Consider the following 22,145-nt stretch of genomic DNA (forward strand, 5'->3'; position numbering starts at 1 on the left):
TTAAGCCCAGCGCCAGCCCGACGGCTCCAGGACCAGCACCTCGCCCTGGCGGATGCCGAGGCGCGGCGCCGCGTAGATGTCGAGATGGCCCAGCGCCACCAGGGCAGCCCGGGCGACGCCGCCGTGGGCGACGATCACGGCATCCCGCTCGAGCCCGGACAGAACCGGCCCGACCCGCTCCACGAGCGCGGCATAGCTCTCGCCACCCTGGCCGGGCGGACGGTGGTTCCAGCGCTCGCGGTCGCGGGCCGAAGCGCCCCCCGGGTCACGGCGGCGGATCTCGGCCCAGGTCGAGCCCTCCCAGTTGCCGAAGCCGATCTCCCTCAGCCGGGGATCGGTGCGGTACGCCTCCGCCGGCAGGCCCAGCGTCGTGCGCAGGATCTCCATGGTCCGCCGGGTGCGCTTGAGCGGGCTCGCCAGGAACTCCGCCTCCGCCACACCCGCCCCCGCCACCGCGGTCAGCCGCGCGGCCACGGCGACGGCCTGCGCCTCCCCGTGCGGGTTGAGATCGATGTCGCGACTGCCCTGCAGGCGGCCCTCGGCGTTCCAGGCGGTCTGGCCGTGGCGGATGAAATAGATCGTGGCCAACCGTCTCAAAATCCTGTCGCTGTGCAGGCGCCCGGAACGGCCGGGCGTGCCAACCGTTCTGGGCGTTCGTCGGCAAAGCCCCTCGATAAGGTCCTGCCCATGTCTAAGAAGCACGGCAAGCATCTTCCCGGCCAGTCGCAGGACGGGGGCGTGACAGACGCCCCCGATCGGCACCAGGCCGCCCGGGCGCGGGTGCCCTCGACCGCCGTCTGGGCCGGTGCGGCCGATGCGATCGCCGGGGCGGTCCCGGCGGCCCTGGGCGGCCATCGGCCGGCCCCGATCCGGGTCGCACCGGGGATCGTGGCTGTCGAGCCCGGAATGCGGATCGACCTGACGGCCGTCGACGCCGACGCCCATGGCGGCCTCGACAAGGTCTGGGCCAAGGACGCGCTCGGCCGGGAGCGCGAGCGGATCAGCGCCCTGCAGGAGCGGCTGTATGCCGAGCGCGCCCGCAGCCTGCTGCTGGTGTTCCAAGCGATCGATACCGGCGGCAAGGACGGGACGATCCGGTCGGTGCTCAAGGGCGTGAACCCGCAGGGTTGCACGGTGTCGTCGTTCAAGGTGCCGTCGAGCGACGAGCTCGATCACGATTTCCTGTGGCGCTACCACGCCAAGACGCCGGGGCGCGGCATGATCGGCGTGTTCAACCGCAGCCATTACGAGGACGTCCTCGTGGTGCGGGTAAAGGAGCTGGTGCCCGACCCGGTCTGGCAGGGCCGCTACCGGCTGATCAACGATTTCGAGCGGTTGCTCACCGAGTCCGGCACGGTGGTGATCAAGTTCTTCCTGCACATCTCCAGGGACGAGCAGAAGAAGCGCCTGGAAGCCCGGATCGCCGACCCGGAGAAGCACTGGAAATTCGACCCCGCCGACCTCGTCGAGCGGAAAGCCTGGGACGCCTACCAGCAGGCCTTCGCCGACGCGCTCTCGCAATGCTCGACGCCGCGCGCGCCGTGGCTTGTGGTGCCGGCCAACCACAAGTGGTTCCGCAACTACGTGATTGCCCGAACGATCGCAGATACGCTGGAGGCGATGGACCCACGATTCCCGAAGGCCGCGAAGGGAATCGCCGATCTGAAGGTCCCGAACTGATCCAAGGGGTGCCGCATGCTGGTGGTTCGGGAGGTCGCGGTCTCGGGCTACCGCTCGCTCCGGCGGATCGGCTTCCCGGTGGACGACCTGTCGGTGTTCGTGGGCGGCAACGGCACCGGCAAGACCAACCTGTATCGCGGCCTCGAACTGCTTCAGGACGCGGCCCGGGGAACGCTCACCCGCGCGCTCGCCATAGAGGGCGGGATGGATTCGGCGCTCTGGGCGGGGCGTCGGCGGCACGGCGAGGTGGCCCGGATCCGCCTGTCAGCCAGCCTGCACGATGACGGAACCGGGCAGGCGTTCACCTATGCGGTCGAACTCGGGCTCGTGCAGCAGGCCGGCGGCACTACCTACGGCGCCGCCTTCCGCAAGGAACCGCAGGTGAAGGCCGAGCGGTTGACCGTCAGGACCGGCCCCCGCACGGCGGTCATCCTCGACCGCGACGGCCGGACCGGCTTCGCCCGCGACGAGGAGGGGCGCAAACGGCCGCTGGCCCTGGATCTGCTGCCCACCGAAACCGCGCTCGGCACCTTCCTGGACGCGACGCGTCACCCGGAGATCGCCTTGGTTCGGCTCGCCATGACGGCTTGGCGCTTCCACCATGATTTTCGGACCGATGCCGGGTCGCCGCTCCGCCGCCCGTGCCTGGCAGTGACGACGCCGACCCTCGCCTCGGACGGGTCCGACCTCGCTGCCGTGTTCGCCACCCTGGCCCATATCCGGCAGGACACGGGCGATCTCGATATGGCGCTAGACGGCGCCTTCCCGGGCGCCCGGCTCGTGGTGCCGGAGCCGGGGCGCGAGGCGAGCTTCGGCGTCACCTTCCCGGACTTCCCGGGCCGCACCTTCGCGGCCTCGGAACTGTCGGACGGGACGCTGCGCTACCTCGCCCTCACCGGAGCGCTGCTGGCCTACAGGCTGCCGCCCTTCATCGCATTGAACGAGCCGGAATCGAGCCTGCACCCGGATCTGATGGAACCGCTCGCCCGGATGATCGCCCGGGCCGCCGAGCGCACCCAGATCTGGTTGGTCACGCATTCCGAGCGGCTGGCGGACGGGATCGCGACCCATGGGGGCGCCAGGCCGCGGACGGTCATCAAGCGCGACGGCGAGACCTGGATCGGCGGGCTCACCCTTTCAGGTGAATTCGCGGACGCGGACGACGACGAAGATTAATCCTTGTCGAGGGTCAGGTCCGGCGCATCGGGGCTCTTCATGCCGACGACGTGGTAGCCCGCATCCACGTGCAGGATCTCGCCGGTCATGCCCGCGGCCATGTCGGAGATCAGGTAGGCGGCGGTCTCGCCGACCTCACCGATGGTCACGGTTCGGCGCAGGGGCGCGTTGTACTCGTTCCACTTCAGAATGTAGCGGAAGTCGCCGATTCCCGAGGCCGCCAGGGTCTTGATCGGGCCGGCCGAGATCGCGTTGACGCGGATGTTCTTCGGCCCGAGATCGGCCGCGAGATAGCGCACCGAGGCTTCGAGCGCCGCCTTGGCCACGCCCATGACGTTGTAGTGCGGCATCCACTTCTCGGCGCCGTAATAGGTCAGCGTCACCAGGGAACCGCCCGGGCGCATGATCCTCTCGGCGCGCTGGGCCACCGCCGTGAACGAGTAGCACGAGACCAGGAGCGACTTGGTGAAGTTCTCCTCGGATGTCTCGAGGTAGCGGCCGGTCAGCTCGTCCTTGTCGGAAAAGGCGATGCAGTGGATGACGAAGTCGATGCCCTCGGGGAAGACCCGGGCGGCCTCCGCGAACACGGCGTCGATGGTCGCCGCCTCGGTCACGTCGCAATGCCCGATGACGTGGGCGTCGAGTTCCTTGGCCAAGGGCTCGACCCGCTTGCGCAGGGCGTCGCCCTGATAGGTAAACGCGAGCTCGGCCCCGTGCGCGCGGGCGCTGCGGGCGATGCCCCAGGCGATCGAGCGGTTGTTGGCGACACCGAGCACGAGGCCCCGCTTGCCCGCCAGAATGCCCTGCCCGTGTTCCGCCATGATCGATCCTGGAAACCTCTCGGCCCCTTGCGGCACCGGGGGTCTCCTTAACGGAGCCCGCTCGGAGACGGAAGTGCGCACCCGGCCGCCGGGCGACCGGGCGCGGGGCGCCTGTTACGCAGCGTTCTACGCCACCTTGGCGCGTCGGTTCCTGGCGAACTCGATGAGCGCGGGATCCTCGCTATCCGGCAGGGTGATCGCCGTGGTGGCGAGCAGGTCGCCGCGGGTGCCGTCCTTCTTGGGAAGGCCCTTGCCGCGCAACCGGAACGTGCGGCCCGAACTCGTCATCGGCGGCATCTTCATCTCGACCGCGCCGGTCAGGGTCGGCACCCGGATCGTGCCGCCGAGCACGGCGTCCTCCAGCGGCACCTCGACGCTGACCTTCAGGTCGGCCCCCTCGACGGTGAAGCGGGGATGCGGCCGGACCCGGATGGTCAGCAGGGCGTCGCCGGGCTCGCCGCGGGGGCCGGCGCTCTGGCCAAGGCCACGAAGCCGAATGGTCTGGCCATCCTCGACGCCCCGGGGGATCACCACGTCGACCTCCCGGCCCGTGGGCAGGGCGAGGCGCAGCTTTTCTTCGCTGGCGACCTGCTCCAGGCTCACGGACAGCTCGGCCGCGACATCCTCGCCCTTGGCCGCCTGGCGCTGGCCGGGCCCGGCACCGCCCGCGCGGAACGCCTCACCGAAGATGTGCGAGAAGATGTCCTCGCCCATCCCGCCGCCGCCCATTCCGCCTTGCCGGCTGCGGGCCATGTTCTCGAAATCGAACCCGCTCGACCGGCCGCCGCCGAAGCCGCCCGAGAACCCTTCGAAGCCGCTGGCGCGCGGCTTGCCGTCGCCGTCGATCTCGCCGCGGTCGAACTGCTTGCGCTTCTCGGAATCGCCCAGGATCTCGTAGGCCGAGTTCGCCTCGGCGAATCGGTCCTTGGCCTTCACGTCGTTCTTGTTGCGGTCGGGGTGGAAGTCCTTGGCGAGCTTGCGATAAGCCTTCTTGATGTCGGCTTCGCTCGCTCCCTTGGCCACGCCCAGCACGTCGTAGGGATTGCGCATCGGTCTCTTGAGGCTGTGCGGTGGGGTATCCACCCGGATGTGGGAAGGCTGTTGCATCCCTGCAACGGTCATGGCGGCGAAAGTCTGCGGGTTCGGGCGCTGCGTCAAGCGGTGGATCTCGCTCCGGCGCGCGCGACCGCATAACCTGGACGCGTGACGCCATCACCGGCTCGCCGGCAGCGGGCCGCGGGAGGAAATCCGATGCAGTATGCCTGCGACCACGTCCATCTGCGCAGCCGCGACGCCGTGAAGGCCGGAGCCTTCTACGTGGAGACCTTCGGGGCCACGGAGGTGGAGCGCGTCGGCGCCGATCCCGTGCAGCGCATGGTGCTCAACCTCGGCGGCCTGACCGTCTTCATTGAGCAGGCCCCCTCCGAGACCGCCCCCGCCACGCAGACGCCCTGCCTCGGCATCGAGCATATCGGTCTGCGCGTCGCCGACATCGACGCCGCCATGGCCGAACTCGCAGGCCGCGGCGTCACCGTGCGGATGCCCATCACCGAGCGCGGCCAGGGCGTGCGGATCGCCTTCGTGGAAGGTCCGGACGGGGCGCTGATCGAGATTCTGGAGCGCCGCGCGGCTGCCTGACACCGCGCTCACGGGGCGGCAGCTTCGACGGGTGTCGGGCCGCGCCCGAGCCCCGCGGATGTGTCGGGATAGGCTCAGCGCCGGGGGCTGCCGTGCAGGGCCAGGGCGGGCTCCCGGTCGCCCTCGGCGAGGGACGGCGGCTCGATCCGGTCGAAGCCGTCCGCGCTGTAGACCGCGCCGAGCACCGTCTTGAAATGGTGCTGCACCCGGGCGTGGCACTCGCAGGCCGAGGCCGACATCGCCCGGCGGTCGAGCACCGTGATGCGTCCGCGCCCGACCCGGATCAGGCCCTGGTCCTGAAGCGTCCGCAGGATGCGGGTCAGGTAGGTGCGCTGGACGCCGAGCATCGAGGCCAGCAATTCGTGGGTGATTGGCAGGGTGTCGCCTCCGATCCGGTCCTGTAGCGTCAGGAGCCAACGCAGGCAGCGCTGCTCGATCGGATGGAGGGCGTTGCAGGCGGCGGCCTGCAGCACCTGCGCCAGGAGGCAGTCGCCGTAGCGTGCGAACAGGTTGCGGACCTCGGGGGATCGGCGCTTGGCGTCCTGGAGCCGGTCGGCCTTCAGGCGCAGCATCGGCCCGCCGATCTGCACGATCGCCTCGGTGGATGCCGGCACCCGGCCCGCGCTGACGATGCCGCCGACGGCTCCCTCGCGACCGATGCTCGCGGTCTCGGCGCAGCGCCCGTCCCGGGTGCCGATGATCAGCGCCACGACGGTCTGGTCGCAGGGGAAGGTGATGTGCGCCACCTCCGTGCCGGCCTCAAACACGATCGCCCCCTTGTCGCAGGAGACCCGCTCGAGATGGGGGACGATCAGCGCGCGGTCGGACTCCCGGAGCGCGTCGAGGAGCAGGTTGCCCGTGAGGGAAGCAGCGCGGTCAGCGGGCATGCAGGTCGGGGACCGTGGAACGGGAGGCGTCCGAAAGGAACCTCGTCGGGCGGCCCGCTTGCTAGCGGGCGAATCCGACACGCTTATATCCCGCCCCCTGACCTGGAACCAACCTAAGTCTATCCGGCCCGATCATTTATTTGTCGGTGCAAAGACCCTGTTCCGAAAGCCGCCGGTGCTCGCGCGGGTCGCAATCGGTCGACAGGAACGAGGCCCAGTCGGACGGCGTGCCGTAGAAAGCGTTGCGGTCGACGTCGCCCTGCACCCCGGGGACGCGCCCGGTGGAGGTGAATTGCCACAGCATCCACTTCCGGTTGACGAAGCGCTGCTCCGGCTCGGCCGCGGTGGAGCGCAGCCAGTGCGGGTAGTCGGGCAGTTCGCCTTCCAGCACGTCCTTGTGGAAGGTGATGTCGGTGTAGATGATCGGGCGCTTGCCGGTGTAGCGCTCCATCTCTTCCAGCATCTCCGTGACCATCGCGAGAGCCTGCGCCTTGGGCAGCTTCTTCGGGCAGGTCTGCGAATGGCCGTTCCACTCCACGTCGAGCACCGGCGGCAGGGCCGTCGGGTCGTTCGGCACGTTGCGCTTGAACCACTCCATCTGGTCCCGGGCGGAGCGGCACCAGAACACGAAGTGGTAGGCGCCCCGCGGCACGCCGGCCTTGGCGGCGTTGTCCCAGTTGGTCCGGAAGCGCTCGTCGACGTGGTCGCCGCCCTCTGTCGCCTTGATGAAGGCGAACTGAGTGCCGGCGGCCCGGACCGAGGCCCAGTCGACGTTGCCCTGCCATTTCGAGATGTCGATGCCCTGGATCGGGTGCTGCTTGGCTTTGGCCACGCCCGGATGGGGCTTGGCGTCACCCTTGGTCGGGTAGAAATTCGTGTTCGACGCGCACGCGGCCAAGCCGGCCATCACCGCGACGGCCAGCACCCGGGCAGCGACGCGCCGAACGCTTCTCAACCGGCCGGCACCCCGAATCGCCGAAGCGGACGGACCCTGCGAAAGCTTGATATCTCGCACCATCAGTGTTCAGCCCGCCACCGAAGAAGCGCCAAAGTCAGGCGTAATCGATGGGCCCGGCGCAGTTAACGGAGCTTTGCGAACATTGCGGCGGAATTCCGAGATGCGTGTCGCTGCCGCGACATACGGTATCGATCCCCGGTTGGTTCACAGGCCCGGATCTGGCTAAGTGCCAGTCCCGCAACGCGAGTCCCGTCACGGTCCCGTGAGCAAGCAATTATTCACCATAGGTTACGAAGGGCTCGACCCGGAGCGCCTTACGGATGCGCTGCGCTCGGCTGGCGTGGCCGTGCTGGCCGACGTGCGGGCGGTGGCGAACTCGCGCAAGCGCGGCTTCTCGAAGGGTGCGCTCGGAACGGGTCTCGCAGAGGCGGGACTCGGCTACGCGCATCTGCGCAGCCTCGGCACGCCGAAGGCCGGCCGCGAGGCGGCCCGGGCGGACGACGCGGCGCTGATGCGCAGGATCTACTGTGAAGAGGTGCTCGACACGGGCGCCGGCGGAATAGCCCTGGACGAACTCGCCGCCATGGCGGCCGCCGCCCCGACCTGCCTGCTGTGCTTCGAGCGGGACCCGGCCCGCTGCCACCGCCGGGTCCTGGCCGAACGGCTCGCGGACCGGGGCTTTGCCGTCACCGACCTGTTCGGCTGACTCTCCGCCGGCTCTGGCCGTCGCACAGGAATGAACCGCGCGCGCCTTCCCGGATGCCCGGAACGTGTGTGGACGGCGATCCGGGAACCCGCAGCGAACGCGCCGCGCAGCGGCACGATCGTCAATTGGCTGTCGCAATCAGGCGCGTGACGTCGTTCGGTGCCGGATCCCGGGCGGCATTCCGCGCGCCGGAGAAGAGGCCGCGCGAAACCAGCGATGCTCGGTTGAGTCGATCACTATTCAGGTCCGCGCATCATCCGGGCGACGGCGAAGCGCCGGATCGGTTCGATCGCGGCGCTCAGCAGCGTCCGGGGCGTGCGCGGCACCCCGAATTCCCGCGGGACAGGCCGGCGTCGATACGGGTCGGCCACCGGCTCGACCGGCAGGTACAGGGCTTCGAGGAACGACATCTCCAGCAGCATCGCGCCGGTGTCGTCGGTGACCACCAGGGCCGCATCGAGCAGCCGCGTATCGCCGCTGTGCTGACGCATCAGCCCCTGGACGATGGTCCGGGCGGTGGCCCGGGCGGCGTCCAGGTCGGCGACCCACTGCGCCGCGGAGGCGGGCAGGCAGGCGCCGTCCAGGCGGATGCTGAAAGTGGCGCGGACCATCGTGGCGTTCCTTGGAGGATCGGGCGTCGCGCGTCGGGCGGCGATCGTCAGGCGGCGATCGTCAGGCGGCGATCGTCAGGCGGCGATCGTCAGGCGGCGATCGTCAGGCGGCTTGCGCGCCGTCCTGCGGCTCGGCCTCGACGAAGTCGGCCTTGGCCTCGGCCGCCGATTTCGGATCGAAGGCGTCCGCCAGCAGGCTGAGGCGCCGGGCCATGTCGCGCACCTCGTTGAGGGCGATCGACTTCTGGCCCTCCTTCACCGCCCGCGTGATGTCGCTGACCTGCGTGGTGGCGACCCGCCTCAGTTCGTCGGCGAGCTGGTGGCTGGTCATCATCGCATCCGTTCCCGAATTGGTTCGTCTGTGCCGGGACCGTGGTGGGAGGGCGCTTACCAACGGGTTTCGCGCAGCGGCGATGCCTGTGGACAACACGGGCTTGCGCGGCTCAGTCCTGCAGGTGGCGCGCGGCGATGATCGAGGCGGCGGTGCGATTCTCCACGCCGAGCTTGGCGTAGATGCCCTCCAGATGCTTGGTCACCGTGCGGTGGCTGAGCCCCAGGATCTCGCCGATGTCGCGGCTCGATTTCCCCCGCGACAGCCACAGCAGCACCTCGGCCTCGCGGCCGGTGACCGGAAGCCGCGCCCGCAGCCGCTCGATGCCGCCCGAGGCCTCCTCGCGCGACAGGCGCAGCAGGATCTCGTCCGGGGTGCGTCCGATGAAGCTGAGCGCGTAGGGGGTACCGTCGCCGCCGGTCAGCGTCAGGGCGTTGGCGGCTCCCCCGGTGAGGCAGCCGCGCAGCCAGTCCCGGGCGCGAGCGGGCAGCGCGAGGCCCGCGGACGGATCCGAGCCGAGCCCGGCGAGCAACCGCCCGGCCTGCGGGGTCGCCCACAGCACCGCGCCCGCCTCCGAGACCGCGAACAAGGTGCGCCCGGCAGTGTCGAGAGCGGCCCTTGCGCTCTGCGCGGCGCGCGCGCTGGCGAGGTGGACGCGGATCCGGGCCAGGATCTCGTCCGGGGCGATCGGCTTGGTGACGTAGTCGATCCCGCCGGCGCTCAGGCCCTTCACGATGTGCTCGGTCTCGCTCAGCCCGGTCATGAAGATCACCGGCACGCCGGCGATCTGCGGCTTGGCCTTAAGCCTCCGGCAGGTCTCGAACCCGTCCATGCCGGGCATCATCGCGTCGAGCAGGATCACGTCCGGCGTGATCTCGTCCACGAGCGCGAGGGCGAGGTCGCCGCCCACCGCCACCAGCACGGTGGCACCCGAGCGCTCGATCGCCTCGGTGAGGAAAATCAGCGTGTCGGGCGAATCGTCAACCACCAGGACGACATCGCGGCTCGGCTGGTTCGTCGGCGCCTCAGCCATTGCGGGCGAGTCCTTGCAGGACCGAAAGGTAGCGGCGCAGGTCGTAGCCCTCCACGAGACCGCGCATCTGAGCCACGAAGGCGGGCGGCACCGTCACGTCGCCCTCCATCTCGGTGAGCTTCGCCTCGATGGCCCGGATATGCCCGATCCGGCCCAGGCGCAGCAGCTCGCCGACATGCTCCGGCCCGGGATAGCCGATCTCCGCGAGCGCCGGAGCCGGCTCGCGCAGAGCGGGCGTCGCGGCGTCGGTCCATTCGAGGTGGAGCAGCTTGCCGATCCGCTCCAGCACGTCGCGCAGGTCGAAAGGCTTGGCGAAGATCGCGTCGTGGGGGGCGTCGTCGCCGCGCACCGGGCTGATCTCGTGGACGTTGGCGGACATCATGGCGATCGGTCCGGTATGCCCCTCCGCACGCAGCGTCGCGGCGGCGGCCCAGCCGCTCATGCCCGGCATGGCGATGTCGAGCAGGATCAGGTCGATCCCGCCCTTCGCCACCGCCGCCAGGCATTCCGGCCCCGAGCCCGCCTCGATCACGGAGATTCCGTGCGGCTCGAGGATCGCCCGCATCAGGGCGCGGTGGGCGGTGTCGTCGTCGGCCACCAGGATCGTGCGTCGGGCGCCGGCATAGGCTCGCTCGGGCGCGGAGGCCGGGGGAACCACGACGACCGGCGCGGGCTGGGCCACGGAGGCCAGCATCAGCCGCAGCCGGGCCTGGGTGCCGCCGCCGGGGGCCGCCGCCACGGTGATCTCGCCGCCGAGCAGCTGCGCCAGCAGGTCTGCGATGGTGAGCCCGAGCCCCGTCCCCGGAGTACTGCGGGCGGCCGGCGTCGAGCCCCGCTCGAACGGCTGGAAGATCCGCGCCAGGTCCGCCTCCGGGATGCCCGGCCCGGTATCCCGGATCGTGAACACCGCGATCTGGCTGCGGTAGCTGAGATCCAGCGAGACCGTGCCGGAGGGGGTGAACTTGATCGCGTTCGACAGGAGGTTGAGCAGCACCTGGCGCAGGCGCTTCTCGTCGGTGGCGACCACCGCCGGCAGGATCTCCGGCCGGGAGAACCGGAATTCGAGTCCGGCCTCCCGGGCCTGCAGCCGGACCATGTCGACCAACTGGTCGAGGAACTCGGTGAGCCGGACCTCGTCCCGGTGGATCTCGAGCCGCCCGGCCTCCATCCGCGAGATGTCGAGCAGGCCGTCGATCAGCCCGGACAGGTGCTGGGCGCTGCGCCTTATCACCCGGATGCCGTTGAGGCGCGGGGCCGGGATCGCGGGATCGGATTCGAGGAGCTGGGCGTAGCCGAGCACGGTGGAGAGCGGCGTGCGCAACTCGTGGCTGATCCCGACCACGTAGCGGCTCTTGGCGAGGTTTGCGGCTTCCGCCCGCTCCTTGGCCTCCTGCAGCTTGGCGTCGGTGAGCTTGTGGGCCGCGATCTCGGCCTCGTAGAGCGCGGTCTGGCGCATGGTCTCCGACTGGGCGACCCGCCGGCTCTCCTGGGCGAGCACGAACAGCCACGCGACCACGCCGAGGATCACCACCAGGATGAAGAACACGCTGGTCAGCGCCGTGCGCAGGACCACGCGATGCTCGGGATGCGCGATGGTGGCGCCGGCATGGACGATCCCCAGGATCAGGGCGATCACCGCGCAGAGGGTCAGCATGACCGCGAGGTAGCGGCCGAGCGGCGCGCCGATCCAGGCCGCCGTCCGGCCCGGCAGGATCCGGCCGAGCGCCTGCTGCGCCTGCGCCTCCAGCCGGCCGTGCGGCTTGCACAGGTCGCCGCAGCGAGCGTCGAGGGAGCAGCACAGGGAGCAGATCGGGGCGTCGTAGGCCGGGCAATGGGCCATGTCCTCGCCCTCGAACGGCAATTCGCAGACCCGGCAGGTGACCTCGCCCACCCCCCAATCCCGCTTGGGAGTCCGGGCGAGATACCAGCGGCCGGCCGTGGCCCAGGCGATCACCGGGGCCGCCGCAAAGGCGGTCGCCAGCGTCAGAAGCGGCGCGAAGGGCTGGAGCGCGTGGCCGAGCAGGCCGGCATAGGCGAGGCCGCCGATGGCGAGCGCCAGCACCATGGCGCCGGTCCCGACCGGGTTGATGGCGTAGAGATGGGCGCGCTTGAACTCGATGCCCGGGGGCGAGAGGCCGAGCGGCTTGTTCACCGCGAGGTCGGCCGCGAGCGCCCCCACCCAGGCCGAGACCACGGAGGCGTAGAGCGGCAGCGTGCTCTCGATGGTCTTGTCGATGCCGAGCTCCATCAGGAGCACCGCGATGGCGACGTTGAACACCAGCCAGACGACCCGCCCCGGATGGCTGTGGGTCAGCCGGGAGAAGAAGTTCGACCACGCGATCGAGCCGGCATAGGCGTTGGTCAGGTTGATCTTGAGCTGAGAGACCAGAACGAACAGCCCCGTCAGCAGCAGGGCCGCGCGGCCGCCCTCCCCGGTCACGTAGCCGAACGCCACCGCGTACATCCGGGTCGGCTCGGCGGCGTGCTCGGGCGGGACGCCGTGCCCGAGCGCGAGGACCGCGAGGCCCGCGCCGAGCAGGATCTTGAGCATGCCGGGCACGATCCAGCCGGCACCGCCCGAGAGCACCGCCAGCCACCAGCGCCAGTCGCGCCGGCCCACCGGCTCGGGCACGAAGCGCAGGAAGTCGACCTGCTCGCCGACCTGGGCCAGCAGGGCCAGCAGCACCCCGGTGGCCAGACCGAACCGGCCGACATCGAAGGCAGCCCCGCCACCGTCGAGCCCCGGGAAATCCGTGAGCGCCTGCAGGGGCGCCGCGCCTTGCGCCGCCACGAAGGCCAGCGGCAGCAGGCTCAAGCCGATCCAGAGCGGCTGCGTCCAGATCTGGAACCGGCTGATCAGCCGGATCCCGTAGACCACCAGCGGGATCACCGCGGCGGCGCAGACGAGGTATCCGATGCCGAGCGGCAGCCCGAAGCAGAGCTGCAGCGCCAGCGCCATGATCGCCGCCTCGATGGCGAAGAACAGGAACGTGAAGCTCGCGTAGATCAGCGATGTGACCGTGGAGCCGAGATAGCCGAACCCGGCGCCCCGGGTCAGCAGGTCCATGTCGAGCCCGTAGCGGGCCGCATAGACGGTGATCGGCGCCGCGGAGGCGAAGATGATCAGGCCTACGACCAGCACCGCGGCCAGCGTGTTGGGAAACCCCGCCGTCAGAGCCAGGGTCCCGCCGATCGCCTCCAGCGCCAGGAACGAGACCGATCCGAGCGCCGTCTGCGCCACCTGGAAGCCGGACCAGCGCCGGGCCTTCTTGGCGGTGAACCGGAGGGCGTAATCCTCCAGGGTCTCGTCGGCGACGAAGCGGTTGTAGTCCCGGCGGATCGGGATGATGCGCTGAGGCCCGCTCATCGCGGCCCTGTCCGGCACATGGAGCAGCGGCCGCGCACGCGCGCGCGAACAGAACCCAGCGCCGGGGCGCCGCCCACGCTCTCCGCCTTCGCTCCCAATGATCCCTCAGACTTCTGCGCCGCGATGGTGCGCTCGATGCAAGAGAACGGCCATACGCAAAACATCGTATAGGCCGCAGCGTGACCGAAGACCTAGCCTGGACTGGTCGATCCGGGGCGCCACGCGAGGCCCGGACGCGAACCAGGGCAGGCACGATGGCTGACGACACCGAGACCGGCGCGAAGAACGGCTTGCACTCCCCGCTGCGGCGCAGGCTGCTCATGGGACTGGCCGGCGCACCGGCCCTCGCCCTCATGCCGCGCGGCGCCTGGGCCGCGGCCCCGACCGCGGCGGTCAACACCACCGGGCTCGCGGTGACCGACACCGAGGTGACGGTCGGCATCCTGCACTCGGTCACCGGCACGATGGCGATCTCCGAGACGGGCGCCCAGGAGGCCGAGAAACTCGCCATTGCCCAGATCAACGAGGCCGGCGGCGTGCTCGGCCGCAAGATCAAGATTATCCAGGAGGACGGCGCCTCCGACTGGCCGACGTTTGCCGAGAAGGCCAAGAAGCTCCTGGTCAACGACCATTGCGCCGCCGTTATGGGCTGCTGGACCTCGGCCTCGCGCAAGGCGGTCCTGCCGGTGTTCGAGCAGTATAACGGCCTCCTGTATTACCCGACCTTCTACGAGGGCCTGGAGCAGTCCAAGAACGTGTTCTACACCGGCCAGGAGGCCACGCAGCAGATCCTCGCCGGGCTCGATTGGGTCCACAAGGAGAAGGGCGGCGACAGCTTCTACTTCATCGGCTCCGACTACATCTGGCCGCGCACCTCGAACAAGATCGCCCGCAAGCACGTCGAGAACGTGCTCAAGGGCAAGGTGGTCGGCGAGGAGTACTTCCCTCTGGGCCACACCCAGTTCAACTCGGTGATCAACAAGATCAAGCTGACCAAGCCGAAAGTGATCTTCACCGACGTGGTCGGCGGCTCGAACGTGGCGTTCTACAAGCAGCTCAAGGCAGCGGGCATCGACCTGTCCAAACAGGTGCTGATGACGATCTCGGTCACCGAGGACGAGATCGACGGCATCGGTGGCGAGAACATCGCCGGCGCCTACGCGTGCATGAAGTACTTCCAGTCGATCGAAAACGAGAACAACAAGGCCTTCGTCGCAGCGTTCAAGAAGATGTGGGGCGAGAAGACCGTGATCGGCGACGTCACGCAGGCGGCCTATCTCGGCCCGTTCCTGTGGAAGATGGCCTGCGAGAAGGCCGGCTCCTTCGACGTCGACAAGGTGGTCGCCGCCTCCCCCGGCCTGGAGTTCAAGGGCGCGCCGGAAGGCTACGTCAAGATCGACGAGAACCACCATCTCTGGTCGAAGACCCGGGTCGGCAAGGCCAAGCCCGACGGCCAGTTCGAGATCGTCTACACCAGCCCCGAGCTGATCAAGCCGGATCCGTTCCCGAAGGGCTACCAGTAGTCTCCAACTCTCCCCTCCCCCGCAGAGGGGGGAGGGAGAGCGTCGCCGACCATTACCACACCAGCCAGATCGCGGGAGACACGAGAAAATGTTGGGCGAGTATTCCCTCGGGGACCTCGGCGCGATCTTCGCCATGCAGGGCTTCGCCGGCCTGATCCTGTTCTCAGTCTACCTGCTGATGGCGCTGGGTCTGGCGATCATCTTCGGTCAGATGGGCGTGATCAACATGGCCCACGGGGAATTCATGATCCTCGGGGCCTACGTCACCTATCTCTGCTCGGCCTTCTGCCAGAGCTACCTGCCGGCTTTGTTCCCGGTCTACTTCTTCGTCGCGATGGGGCTGGCGTTCCTCGCCTCCGGGGCGCTCGGCATGCTGGTGGAGTGGAGCCTGATCCGGTTCCTCTACAAGCGCCCGCTCGACACGCTGCTCGCCACCTGGGGCCTGTCGCTGATCCTGCAGCAGGCCTACCGGTCGATCTTCGGCGCCCGCGAGGTCGGCGTCGAGCTGCCGTCCTGGCTGATCGGCTCGGTGCAGGTTACCGACACGATCGAGATCCCGGTCAACGGCCTGTTCGTGATGGCGGTGACCATCCTGATCACGGTGAGCGTGGCGCTGCTGATCTACCGCTCGCGCTTCGGCCAGCAGGTCCGGGCCGTGATGGCCAACCGTGCCATGGCGGGCGCCGTGGGCATCGATACCGAGAAGGTCGACCGCTACACGTTCGGCCTCGGCTGCGGCATCGCGGGCGTCGCCGGCTCGGCCTTCACGATGATCGGCTCGACCGGGCCGACCTCGGGACAGCTCTACATCGTCGACACCTTCCTGATCGTCGTGTTCGGCGGCGCCGCGAGCCTGCTCGGCACCATCGCGTCGGCCTTCTCGATCTCGCAAACGCAATCGATCCTGGAATTCTTCCTCTCCGGCTCGATGGCCAAGGTGATCACCCTGCTCGCGGTGGTCGGCATCCTGATGTTGCGGCCGCAGGGCCTCTTCACCCTCAAGGTCCGGCGCTGAGGATTGTTCGAGATGACGAATCCGGTCCAGACCCTGACCAAGTCGGTCACCGTCAACGACAACCCGTTCATGAAGCCGGTGGAGTGGCTGAGCTTGGCTCTGCTCGCCGGGGTGATCCTGGTGGTCCTGCCGCTGGCCCTCGACGGGTTCCGCCTCAACCTCGTCGGCAAGTACCTCACCTACGCCTTCGTGGCCCTCGGGCTGGTGATCTGCTGGGGCTATGCCGGTATCTTGTCCTTAGGCCAGGGCGTCTTCTTTGGCTTGGGCGGGTACTGCATGGCGATGTACCTGAAGCTGGAAGCATCAAGCGTCGCGAATACGAAAATCCAATCGACGCCGGGTATCCCGGACTTCATGGACTGGAACCAGATCACCGCCCTCCCCTGGTTCTGGCAGCCGTTCAAAAGCCTGCCGCTGACCGTGATCCTGGTGGTGGCGGTCCCGGTCCTGTTCGCGCTGGTCATCTCCTACGCGATGTTCAAGCGTCGGGTCGGCGGCACCTACTTCGCGATCATCACCCAGGCCATCGCCGCGATCCTGACGATCCTGATCGTCGGCCAGCAGGGCTACACCGGCGGCATCAACGGCATCACCGACCTGCGCACCCTTCATGGCTGGGACATCCGCACCGACCACGCCAAGGTGATCCTGTACTTCGTCAACGGCGGACTGCTGCTCGCCTGCATCCTGGCGGCGCAGTACGTGAAGAAATCGAAGCTCGGCCGCATCCTGGTCGCCATGCGCGACAAGGAGGACCGGGTCCGGTTCTCCGGCTACTCGGTGGCGGGCTTCAAGGTCTTCGCCTTCTGCCTGGCGGCCGGCTTCGCGGCGATCGGCGGGGCGATGTTCACCCTGCAGGTCGGGTTCATGTCGCCGTCCTTCGTCGGCATCGTGCCGTCGATCGAGATGGTGATCTACGCCGCGGTCGGCGGGCGCCTGTCCCTGTTCGGCGCGGTCTGGGGCACGCTGCTGGTGAACTGGGCCAAGACCAGCTTCTCCGAGAGCTTCCCCGACCTCTGGCTGTTCGGCCTCGGCGCCCTGTTCATCGCAGTGGTGCTCGCCTTCCCGAACGGTCTGGCCGGCATCTGGCGCGAGCAGATCGAGCCCCGCCTGACCCGGAGGGTGAAGGGCCTGCGCCCGCCCGAGACCACCATCGTCCCGCCCCACGGCGCTCCGGCCGAGTGAGGATGTCATGAACGCCGCGATCCTCTCCTCCCCCGTGGTCGGCGCCGACGCGGCGCCGCCCGAATACCTCCTCGCCGTCGAGGCGCTGACCGTCTCGTTCGACGGCTTCAAGGCGGTCAACGACGTGTCGTTCTACGTCGACCCGGACGAGATCCGGGTGATCATCGGCCCGAACGGCGCCGGCAAGACCACGGTGCTCGACCTGATCTGCGGGCGCACCCGGGCCAGCGCCGGATCGATCAAGTACAAGGGCCAGGAGCTGACCAAGCTCACCGAGAGCGCGATCGTGCAGGCCGGAGTCGGCCGCAAGTTCCAGACGCCGTCGATCTACGACGACCTGACGGTGTTCGAGAACCTGGAGATCTCGTTTCCCCGCGGGCGCACGGTGTTCGGCGCCCTCACCTTCAAGCGGGACGCCGAGGTCCGCGACCGGATCCACGAGATCGCCGAGACGATCTTCCTGAAGGACCAGCTCAAGGAGCGGGCCGAGTTCCTGAGCCACGGCCAGAAGCAGTGGCTCGAGATCGGCATGCTGCTGATCCAGGACCCGGAACTGCTGATGCTCGACGAGCCGGTGGCCGGGATGAGCGTCGGCGAGCGGATCAAGACCGCCGAGCTGCTCAACCAGATCATCAAGGGCCGCTCGGTCCTGGTGATCGAGCACGACATGAAGTTCGTCGAGGACATCGCCCACCGGGTGACCGTGCTGCACCAGGGCAAGGTGCTGTCCGAAGGCTCGATGGAGCGGGTCAAGAACGACCCGAAGGTCATCGAAGTGTATCTGGGACATTGACGATGGGCTCGCTCCAGACCGCGCACCCGCCCCTGGTCAAGGCGCCTCCGCACGTCGCGATTCCCGATGTGGCCCCGGCCCTCGCCGTCCACGACCTTCACGCCGCCTACGGCCAGAGCGAGGTCCTGCACGGGCTGAGCTTCTCGGTGGCGCCGGGCGAGATCGTCGCCGTGATGGGCCGCAACGGCATGGGCAAGACCACCCTGATGAAGACCCTGATGGGTCTCGTGCCGGTGAAATCCGGATCGATCCAGGTCGGCGAAACGGATGTCGTCGCACTCAAGAGCCACGCCCGGGTTGCCCAGGGCCTCGCCTACGTGCCGCAGGGCCGGATGATCTTCTCGACCATGACGGTCCAGGAGAACATCGAGACCGGCCTGACGGTGACGGGCACCCGCAAGGTGCCGCAGGACCTCTACGACATGTTCCCGGTGCTGCTCGAAATGAAGGGCCGGCGCGGCGGCAACCTGTCGGGCGGCCAGCAGCAGCAGCTCGCCATCGCCCGCGCGCTCGCCAGCCGGCCGAAGGTTCTGCTCCTGGACGAACCCACGGAGGGCATCCAGCCCTCGATCATCCGCGAGATGGGCCGGACCCTGAAGAAGATCCGCGACGACCGCGGCCTCTCCATCGTGGTCTCCGAGCAGGTACTGAGCTTCGCCCTCGATGTCGCCGACCGGGTCATCGTCATGGAGAACGGCGCCATCGTGCACGAAGCACCGCGGGCCGGCATCGACGAGGCGCAGGTCGCCCGGTTCCTGTCGGTGTGAGGCACTTTCCCCTCCCCTGGGGGAGGGGTCAGGGGTGGGGGCGATGCCGGATGAAACGCAACGGTACGGCCTGAACCACCCCCACCTCCTTCCCTCCGCGCGGGGGAGAAGAGCGCGTCGAGCGGGGAAGCTCGGCCGCGGCCGGCAAAGCAATTCGGCACTCGAGATCGCAACAGGGAGTCGCAAAAAATGCCCGAGACGCTGATCAAGGTCGATCTCACGCAATCGGCCTATGACAACGACATGGTGCACAATCGGTGGCACCCCGACATCCCGATGGTCGCCACGGTCAAGCCGGGCGACGACTTCATCGTCGAGACCTACGATTGGACCGGCGGCTTCATCAAGAACAACGATTCCGCCGACGACGTGCGCGACATCGACCTGTCGATCGTCCACTTCCTGTCCGGCCCGATCGGCGTCGAGGGCGCCGAGCCGGGCGACCTGCTGGTGGTGGACCTGCTCGACATCGGCGCCAAGCCCGAGAGCCAGTGGGGCTTCAACGGGTTCTTCTCCAAGAAGAACGGCGGCGGCTTCCTGGACGAGCACTTCCCCCAGGCGCAGAAGTCGATCTGGGACTTCGAGGGCCTGTTCACCAAGTCCCGCCACGTGCCGGGCGTTCGCTTCCCCGGGCTGATCCATCCCGGGCTGATCGGCTGCCTGCCCGATCCGAAGATGCTGGAGACCTGGAACACCCGGGAGAAGGCGCTCTACGACACCAACCCGGAGCGCGTGCCGGCGCTCGCCACCCTGCCCTTCGGCCCGACCGCCCATATGGGCCGGCTGAAGGGCGAGGCGAAGGACGCGGCCGCCGCCACGGGCGCCCGTACGGTCCCGCCCCGGGAGCACGGTGGCAATTGCGACATCAAGGATCTCTCGCGCGGCTCTAAGATCTACTTCCCGGTCTACGTGCCGGGCGCCGGCCTCTCGATGGGCGACCTGCATTTCAGCCAGGGCGACGGCGAGATCACTTTCTGCGGCGCCATCGAGATGGCCGGCTGGGTGCATCTCAAGGTCGAGCTGATCAAGGACGGCATGGCCAAGTACGGGATCCGGAACCCGATCTTCAAGCCGTCGCCGATCACGCCAAAATACGACGACCACCTGATCTTCGAGGGCATCTCCGTCGACGAGCACGGCGGCCAGCATTATTTGGATGTTCACATCGCCTATCGCCAGGCCTGCCTCAACGCGATCGAGTACCTCAAGAAGTTCGGCTACTCGGGCGCACAGGCCTACTCGATCCTCGGCACGGCACCGGTCCAGGGGCACATCTCCGGGGTCGTCGATATCCCGAACGCCTGCGCGACCCTGTGGATTCCGACCAAGATCTTCGAGTTCGACATCAATCCCGGTGCCGACGGGCCGACGAAGTTCCTCGACGGCTCGATCCAGATGCCGCTCTCGCCGGATCTCTGATCATGCCGGTCTACGAATACGCCTGCGCGGCCTGCGGGCCGTTCACCGCCATGCGGCCGATGGCGGAGTTCAAGGATCCGCACGCCTGCCCGGATTGCGGGGAAGCCTGCGGCCGGGCCTTTCTCACCGCGCCGCGGATCTCCGGCATGGATGCGGGGCTCAAGGCGGCCCACGCCACCAACGAGCGCAGCCGCCATGCGCCGCGGCGCTCGTCGGGCCACGGCGCCGGCTGCGGCTGCTGCACTCCGAAGAAGACGGCCTCGGCCCGCGCCGCGGCCAAGAGTTTTCCGTCCGCGCGCCCCTGGATGATCAGCCACTGAACCACCGACGACCCTCCCCCCCTGTGCGGGGGAGGGAAACGGCGCACCTCGCCGCAACCATCATCGGAGGAACCCACGCCATGATGCACGGAGACATCTCGTCCAGCCAGGACAGCGTCGGCGTCGCCGTCGTGAACTACAAGATGCCCCGCCTTCATACCCGCGCCGAGGTGCTGGAGAACGCGAAGGCGATCGGCAAGATGATCGTCGGCATGAAGACCGGCCTACCCGGGCTCGACCTCGTGATCTTCCCCGAATACTCGACCCACGGCATCATGTACGACGCCGCCGAGATGTACGAGACCGCCTCGTCCGTACCGGGGGCCGAAACCGAGGTGTTCGCCGCCGCCTGCCGGGAAGCCAAGGTCTGGGGCGTGTTTTCGCTGACCGGCGAGCGCCACGAGGAACACCCGAACAAGGCCCCCTACAACACCCTGATCCTGATGAACGACCAGGGCGAGATCGTACAGACGTACCGCAAGATCATGCCGTGGACGCCGATCGAGGGTTGGTATCCCGGCGACCGCACCTACGTCTCGGACGGGCCGAAGGGCCTCAAGATCAGCCTGATCATCTGCGACGACGGCAATTATCCCGAGATCTGGCGCGACTGCGCCATGCGGGGCGCCGAGCTGATCATCCGCTGCCAGGGCTACATGTACCCGGCGAAGGAGCAGCAGATCCTGATGTCGAAGGCGATGGCATTCGCCAACAACACCTACGTTGCGGTAGCCAATGCCGCTGGTTTCGACGGCGTCTACAGCTATTTCGGCCACTCGGCGGTCATCGGCTTCGACGGCCGCACGCTCGGCGAGTGCGGCGAGGAGGAAATGGGCATCCAGTACGCCGCCCTGTCGAAGTTCCTGATCCGGGACTCTCGCGCCCACGGTCAGTCCGAGAACCACCTCTTCAAGCTGCTCCACCGCGGCTATACCGGCATGATCAACTCCAAGGAGAACCGGCACGGCCTGTCGGAATGCCCCTACGAGTTCTACCGGCGCTGGATCGAGGATCCCGACGGAACCCGCGACGCCGTTCGGGCCATTACCCGGCACTCTGTCGGCACCGAGGAATGCCCGATCGCGGGCATCCCGTTCGTCGGCAAGGGCGAGGGCGCACCCGACCCGGTGCGCTGAGACCACAGGAACGGATCACAGGCCCCCATGGATACCACGCCCCTCGGCCCGACCGCGTTCCGCAGCCCCGCGGTGCTGCTGTCGGGCCCGGTCGACTACGACATGTACAAGGATTTCCGCCGTCAGTTCGCCGAGGCCGGCGACCGGCAGATCGTGGTTGTCGAGCTCTCCACCCTCGGCGGCGACCCGGAGGTCGCCCGGATGATGGGCGAGGACATCCGCTACCACACCGAGATGAGCCCGGACCGGCGCTTCGTCTTCCTCGGCAAGGCCGCGATCTACTCGGCCGGCACGACCGTCATGAGCTTCTTCGCCCGGCCCAACCGCTACCTCACCCGGGGCACGCGGCTGATGATTCACGAGCGCAAGATGAACAAGCAGCTCCAGGTCCAGGGCCCGCTCACCACCTGCGTCGCCTCCGTGAAGGCGACGCTCCACGAGATCGAGTGCTCGATCGTGATCCAGAACGAGGGCTTCTCCAATCTCATCCGGGGCTCGGACGTGAGCCTCGACGAGGTGCTGGAGAAGGCGCCGGCCAATTGGTACCTCGAGGCGGACGAGGCGCGGTCGCGGGGGCTGATCGAGGCGGTAATCTGAGGGACGTGTCGCCGACCTTGCGCTGAGGCAGAGACGCTGATCGGGGCCGCGGGACGGGTATGCTCATCGGTGTGCCCGTCACGGCCAGCACCGTCATCGCCTCGCTCGATGCGCGATGACAGCGTGGAATGAGCGATCCGTCCCGAAGCCGTACCGAACCTCGTGCGAACGCGATGCTGTAG

The 22,145-nt window shown here is 68.5% G+C and carries 22 protein-coding genes; 13 read left to right on the forward strand and 9 right to left on the reverse strand.

Going from position 1 to position 22,145, the window contains the following annotated elements:
* Entirely contained in the window at positions 1–588 is a 588-nt protein-coding gene (locus AC0IY0_RS17715; RefSeq protein ID WP_147906191.1) for a histidine phosphatase family protein, read from the reverse strand.
* 99 nt (positions 589–687) lie between these two features.
* On the opposite strand from AC0IY0_RS17715, the gene AC0IY0_RS17720 reads away from it, so the two are divergent.
* Positions 688–1,680, forward strand: coding sequence for a polyphosphate kinase 2 family protein (locus AC0IY0_RS17720; RefSeq protein ID WP_471764837.1), 993 nt, complete (start codon positions 688–690; stop codon positions 1,678–1,680).
* 15 nt (positions 1,681–1,695) lie between these two features.
* Complete coding sequence (locus AC0IY0_RS17725; RefSeq protein WP_471764839.1) at positions 1,696–2,856, forward strand: AAA family ATPase; 1,161 nt, start codon at positions 1,696–1,698, stop codon at positions 2,854–2,856.
* On the opposite strand, the gene fabI is transcribed toward AC0IY0_RS17725, so the two are convergent.
* Complete coding sequence (gene fabI, locus AC0IY0_RS17730) at positions 2,853–3,677, reverse strand: enoyl-ACP reductase FabI (protein ID WP_147906194.1); 825 nt, start codon at positions 3,675–3,677, stop codon at positions 2,853–2,855. The genes AC0IY0_RS17725 and fabI overlap by 4 nt on opposite strands.
* Positions 3,678–3,803: 126 nt before the next feature.
* Complete coding sequence (locus AC0IY0_RS17735) at positions 3,804–4,727, reverse strand: DnaJ C-terminal domain-containing protein (protein ID WP_147906195.1); 924 nt, start codon at positions 4,725–4,727, stop codon at positions 3,804–3,806.
* Positions 4,728–4,928: 201 nt separating this feature from the next.
* Here AC0IY0_RS17735 and AC0IY0_RS17740 point away from each other — a divergent pair, with 201 nt between their 5' ends.
* Positions 4,929–5,315: a VOC family protein gene (locus tag AC0IY0_RS17740; protein WP_471764840.1), complete on the forward strand. Its 387-nt coding sequence runs from the start codon at positions 4,929–4,931 to the stop codon at positions 5,313–5,315.
* A gap of 74 nt (positions 5,316–5,389) precedes the next feature.
* Here AC0IY0_RS17740 and AC0IY0_RS17745 read toward each other — a convergent pair whose 3' ends face one another.
* On the reverse strand, positions 5,390–6,202 hold the full coding sequence (locus AC0IY0_RS17745) for a Crp/Fnr family transcriptional regulator (RefSeq protein WP_471764841.1): 813 nt from the start codon (positions 6,200–6,202) through the stop codon (positions 5,390–5,392).
* 136 nt (positions 6,203–6,338) lie between these two features.
* Complete coding sequence (locus AC0IY0_RS17750; RefSeq protein ID WP_238261092.1) at positions 6,339–7,109, reverse strand: glycoside hydrolase family 25 protein; 771 nt, start codon at positions 7,107–7,109, stop codon at positions 6,339–6,341.
* Positions 7,110–7,422: 313 nt separating this feature from the next.
* On the opposite strand from AC0IY0_RS17750, the gene AC0IY0_RS17755 reads away from it, so the two are divergent.
* The gene (locus AC0IY0_RS17755) at positions 7,423–7,866 is read left to right on the forward strand and encodes a DUF488 domain-containing protein (RefSeq protein ID WP_147855064.1); all 444 of its coding nucleotides are present in this window, start codon (positions 7,423–7,425) and stop codon (positions 7,864–7,866) included.
* 236 nt (positions 7,867–8,102) lie between these two features.
* Here AC0IY0_RS17755 and AC0IY0_RS17760 read toward each other — a convergent pair whose 3' ends face one another.
* From AC0IY0_RS17760 to AC0IY0_RS17775, 4 genes are all read right to left on the reverse strand, one after another.
* On the reverse strand, positions 8,103–8,477 hold the full coding sequence (locus AC0IY0_RS17760; protein ID WP_147906199.1) for a DUF6894 family protein: 375 nt from the start codon (positions 8,475–8,477) through the stop codon (positions 8,103–8,105).
* 103 nt (positions 8,478–8,580) lie between these two features.
* Positions 8,581–8,811 (reverse strand): hypothetical protein, encoded by a 231-nt coding sequence (locus AC0IY0_RS17765; protein ID WP_471764843.1) that lies wholly within the window; start codon positions 8,809–8,811, stop codon positions 8,581–8,583.
* A gap of 109 nt (positions 8,812–8,920) precedes the next feature.
* Complete coding sequence (locus AC0IY0_RS17770) at positions 8,921–9,841, reverse strand: response regulator transcription factor (protein ID WP_147937993.1); 921 nt, start codon at positions 9,839–9,841, stop codon at positions 8,921–8,923.
* Positions 9,834–13,208, reverse strand: a complete 3,375-nt coding sequence (locus tag AC0IY0_RS17775; protein WP_471764845.1) for a hybrid sensor histidine kinase/response regulator — start codon at positions 13,206–13,208, stop codon at positions 9,834–9,836. The genes AC0IY0_RS17770 and AC0IY0_RS17775 overlap by 8 nt, the downstream gene beginning before the upstream one ends.
* 254 nt (positions 13,209–13,462) lie before the next feature.
* On the opposite strand from AC0IY0_RS17775, the gene urtA reads away from it, so the two are divergent.
* The 9 genes from urtA to AC0IY0_RS17820 all read left to right on the forward strand — a co-directional run bounded on the left by urtA (position 13,463) and on the right by AC0IY0_RS17820 (position 21,963).
* Positions 13,463–14,731 carry an urea ABC transporter substrate-binding protein gene (gene urtA, locus AC0IY0_RS17780; protein WP_147906203.1) on the forward strand — a complete coding sequence of 423 codons (1,269 nt, stop codon included), beginning with the start codon at positions 13,463–13,465 and terminating at the stop codon, positions 14,729–14,731.
* Positions 14,732–14,819: 88 nt separating this feature from the next.
* The gene (gene urtB, locus AC0IY0_RS17785) at positions 14,820–15,746 is read left to right on the forward strand and encodes an urea ABC transporter permease subunit UrtB (protein WP_147906204.1); all 927 of its coding nucleotides are present in this window, start codon (positions 14,820–14,822) and stop codon (positions 15,744–15,746) included.
* Positions 15,747–15,758: 12 nt separating this feature from the next.
* Positions 15,759–16,931 carry an urea ABC transporter permease subunit UrtC gene (gene urtC / locus AC0IY0_RS17790; protein WP_147937991.1) on the forward strand — a complete coding sequence of 391 codons (1,173 nt, stop codon included), beginning with the start codon at positions 15,759–15,761 and terminating at the stop codon, positions 16,929–16,931.
* Between the two features lie 7 nt (positions 16,932–16,938).
* Positions 16,939–17,724: an urea ABC transporter ATP-binding protein UrtD gene (gene urtD, locus AC0IY0_RS17795; RefSeq protein ID WP_147906206.1), complete on the forward strand. Its 786-nt coding sequence runs from the start codon at positions 16,939–16,941 to the stop codon at positions 17,722–17,724.
* A 2-nt stretch (positions 17,725–17,726) separates the two neighbouring features.
* Positions 17,727–18,491, forward strand: coding sequence for an urea ABC transporter ATP-binding subunit UrtE (urtE, locus tag AC0IY0_RS17800; protein ID WP_471764847.1), 765 nt, complete (start codon positions 17,727–17,729; stop codon positions 18,489–18,491).
* A gap of 189 nt (positions 18,492–18,680) precedes the next feature.
* On the forward strand, positions 18,681–19,910 hold the full coding sequence (gene fmdA / locus AC0IY0_RS17805) for a formamidase (RefSeq protein WP_147906208.1): 1,230 nt from the start codon (positions 18,681–18,683) through the stop codon (positions 19,908–19,910).
* A 2-nt stretch (positions 19,911–19,912) separates the two neighbouring features.
* Positions 19,913–20,230 carry an FmdB family zinc ribbon protein gene (locus tag AC0IY0_RS17810; RefSeq protein WP_147906209.1) on the forward strand — a complete coding sequence of 106 codons (318 nt, stop codon included), beginning with the start codon at positions 19,913–19,915 and terminating at the stop codon, positions 20,228–20,230.
* An 80-nt stretch (positions 20,231–20,310) separates the two neighbouring features.
* Complete coding sequence (locus AC0IY0_RS17815) at positions 20,311–21,366, forward strand: aliphatic amidase (RefSeq protein ID WP_147906210.1); 1,056 nt, start codon at positions 20,311–20,313, stop codon at positions 21,364–21,366.
* A 27-nt stretch (positions 21,367–21,393) separates the two neighbouring features.
* The gene (locus AC0IY0_RS17820; protein WP_147937987.1) at positions 21,394–21,963 is read left to right on the forward strand and encodes a ClpP family protease; all 570 of its coding nucleotides are present in this window, start codon (positions 21,394–21,396) and stop codon (positions 21,961–21,963) included.
* Positions 21,964–22,145: the final 182 nt, after the last annotated feature.

It is taken from the genome of Methylobacterium sp. AC315, from assembly GCF_979253755.1.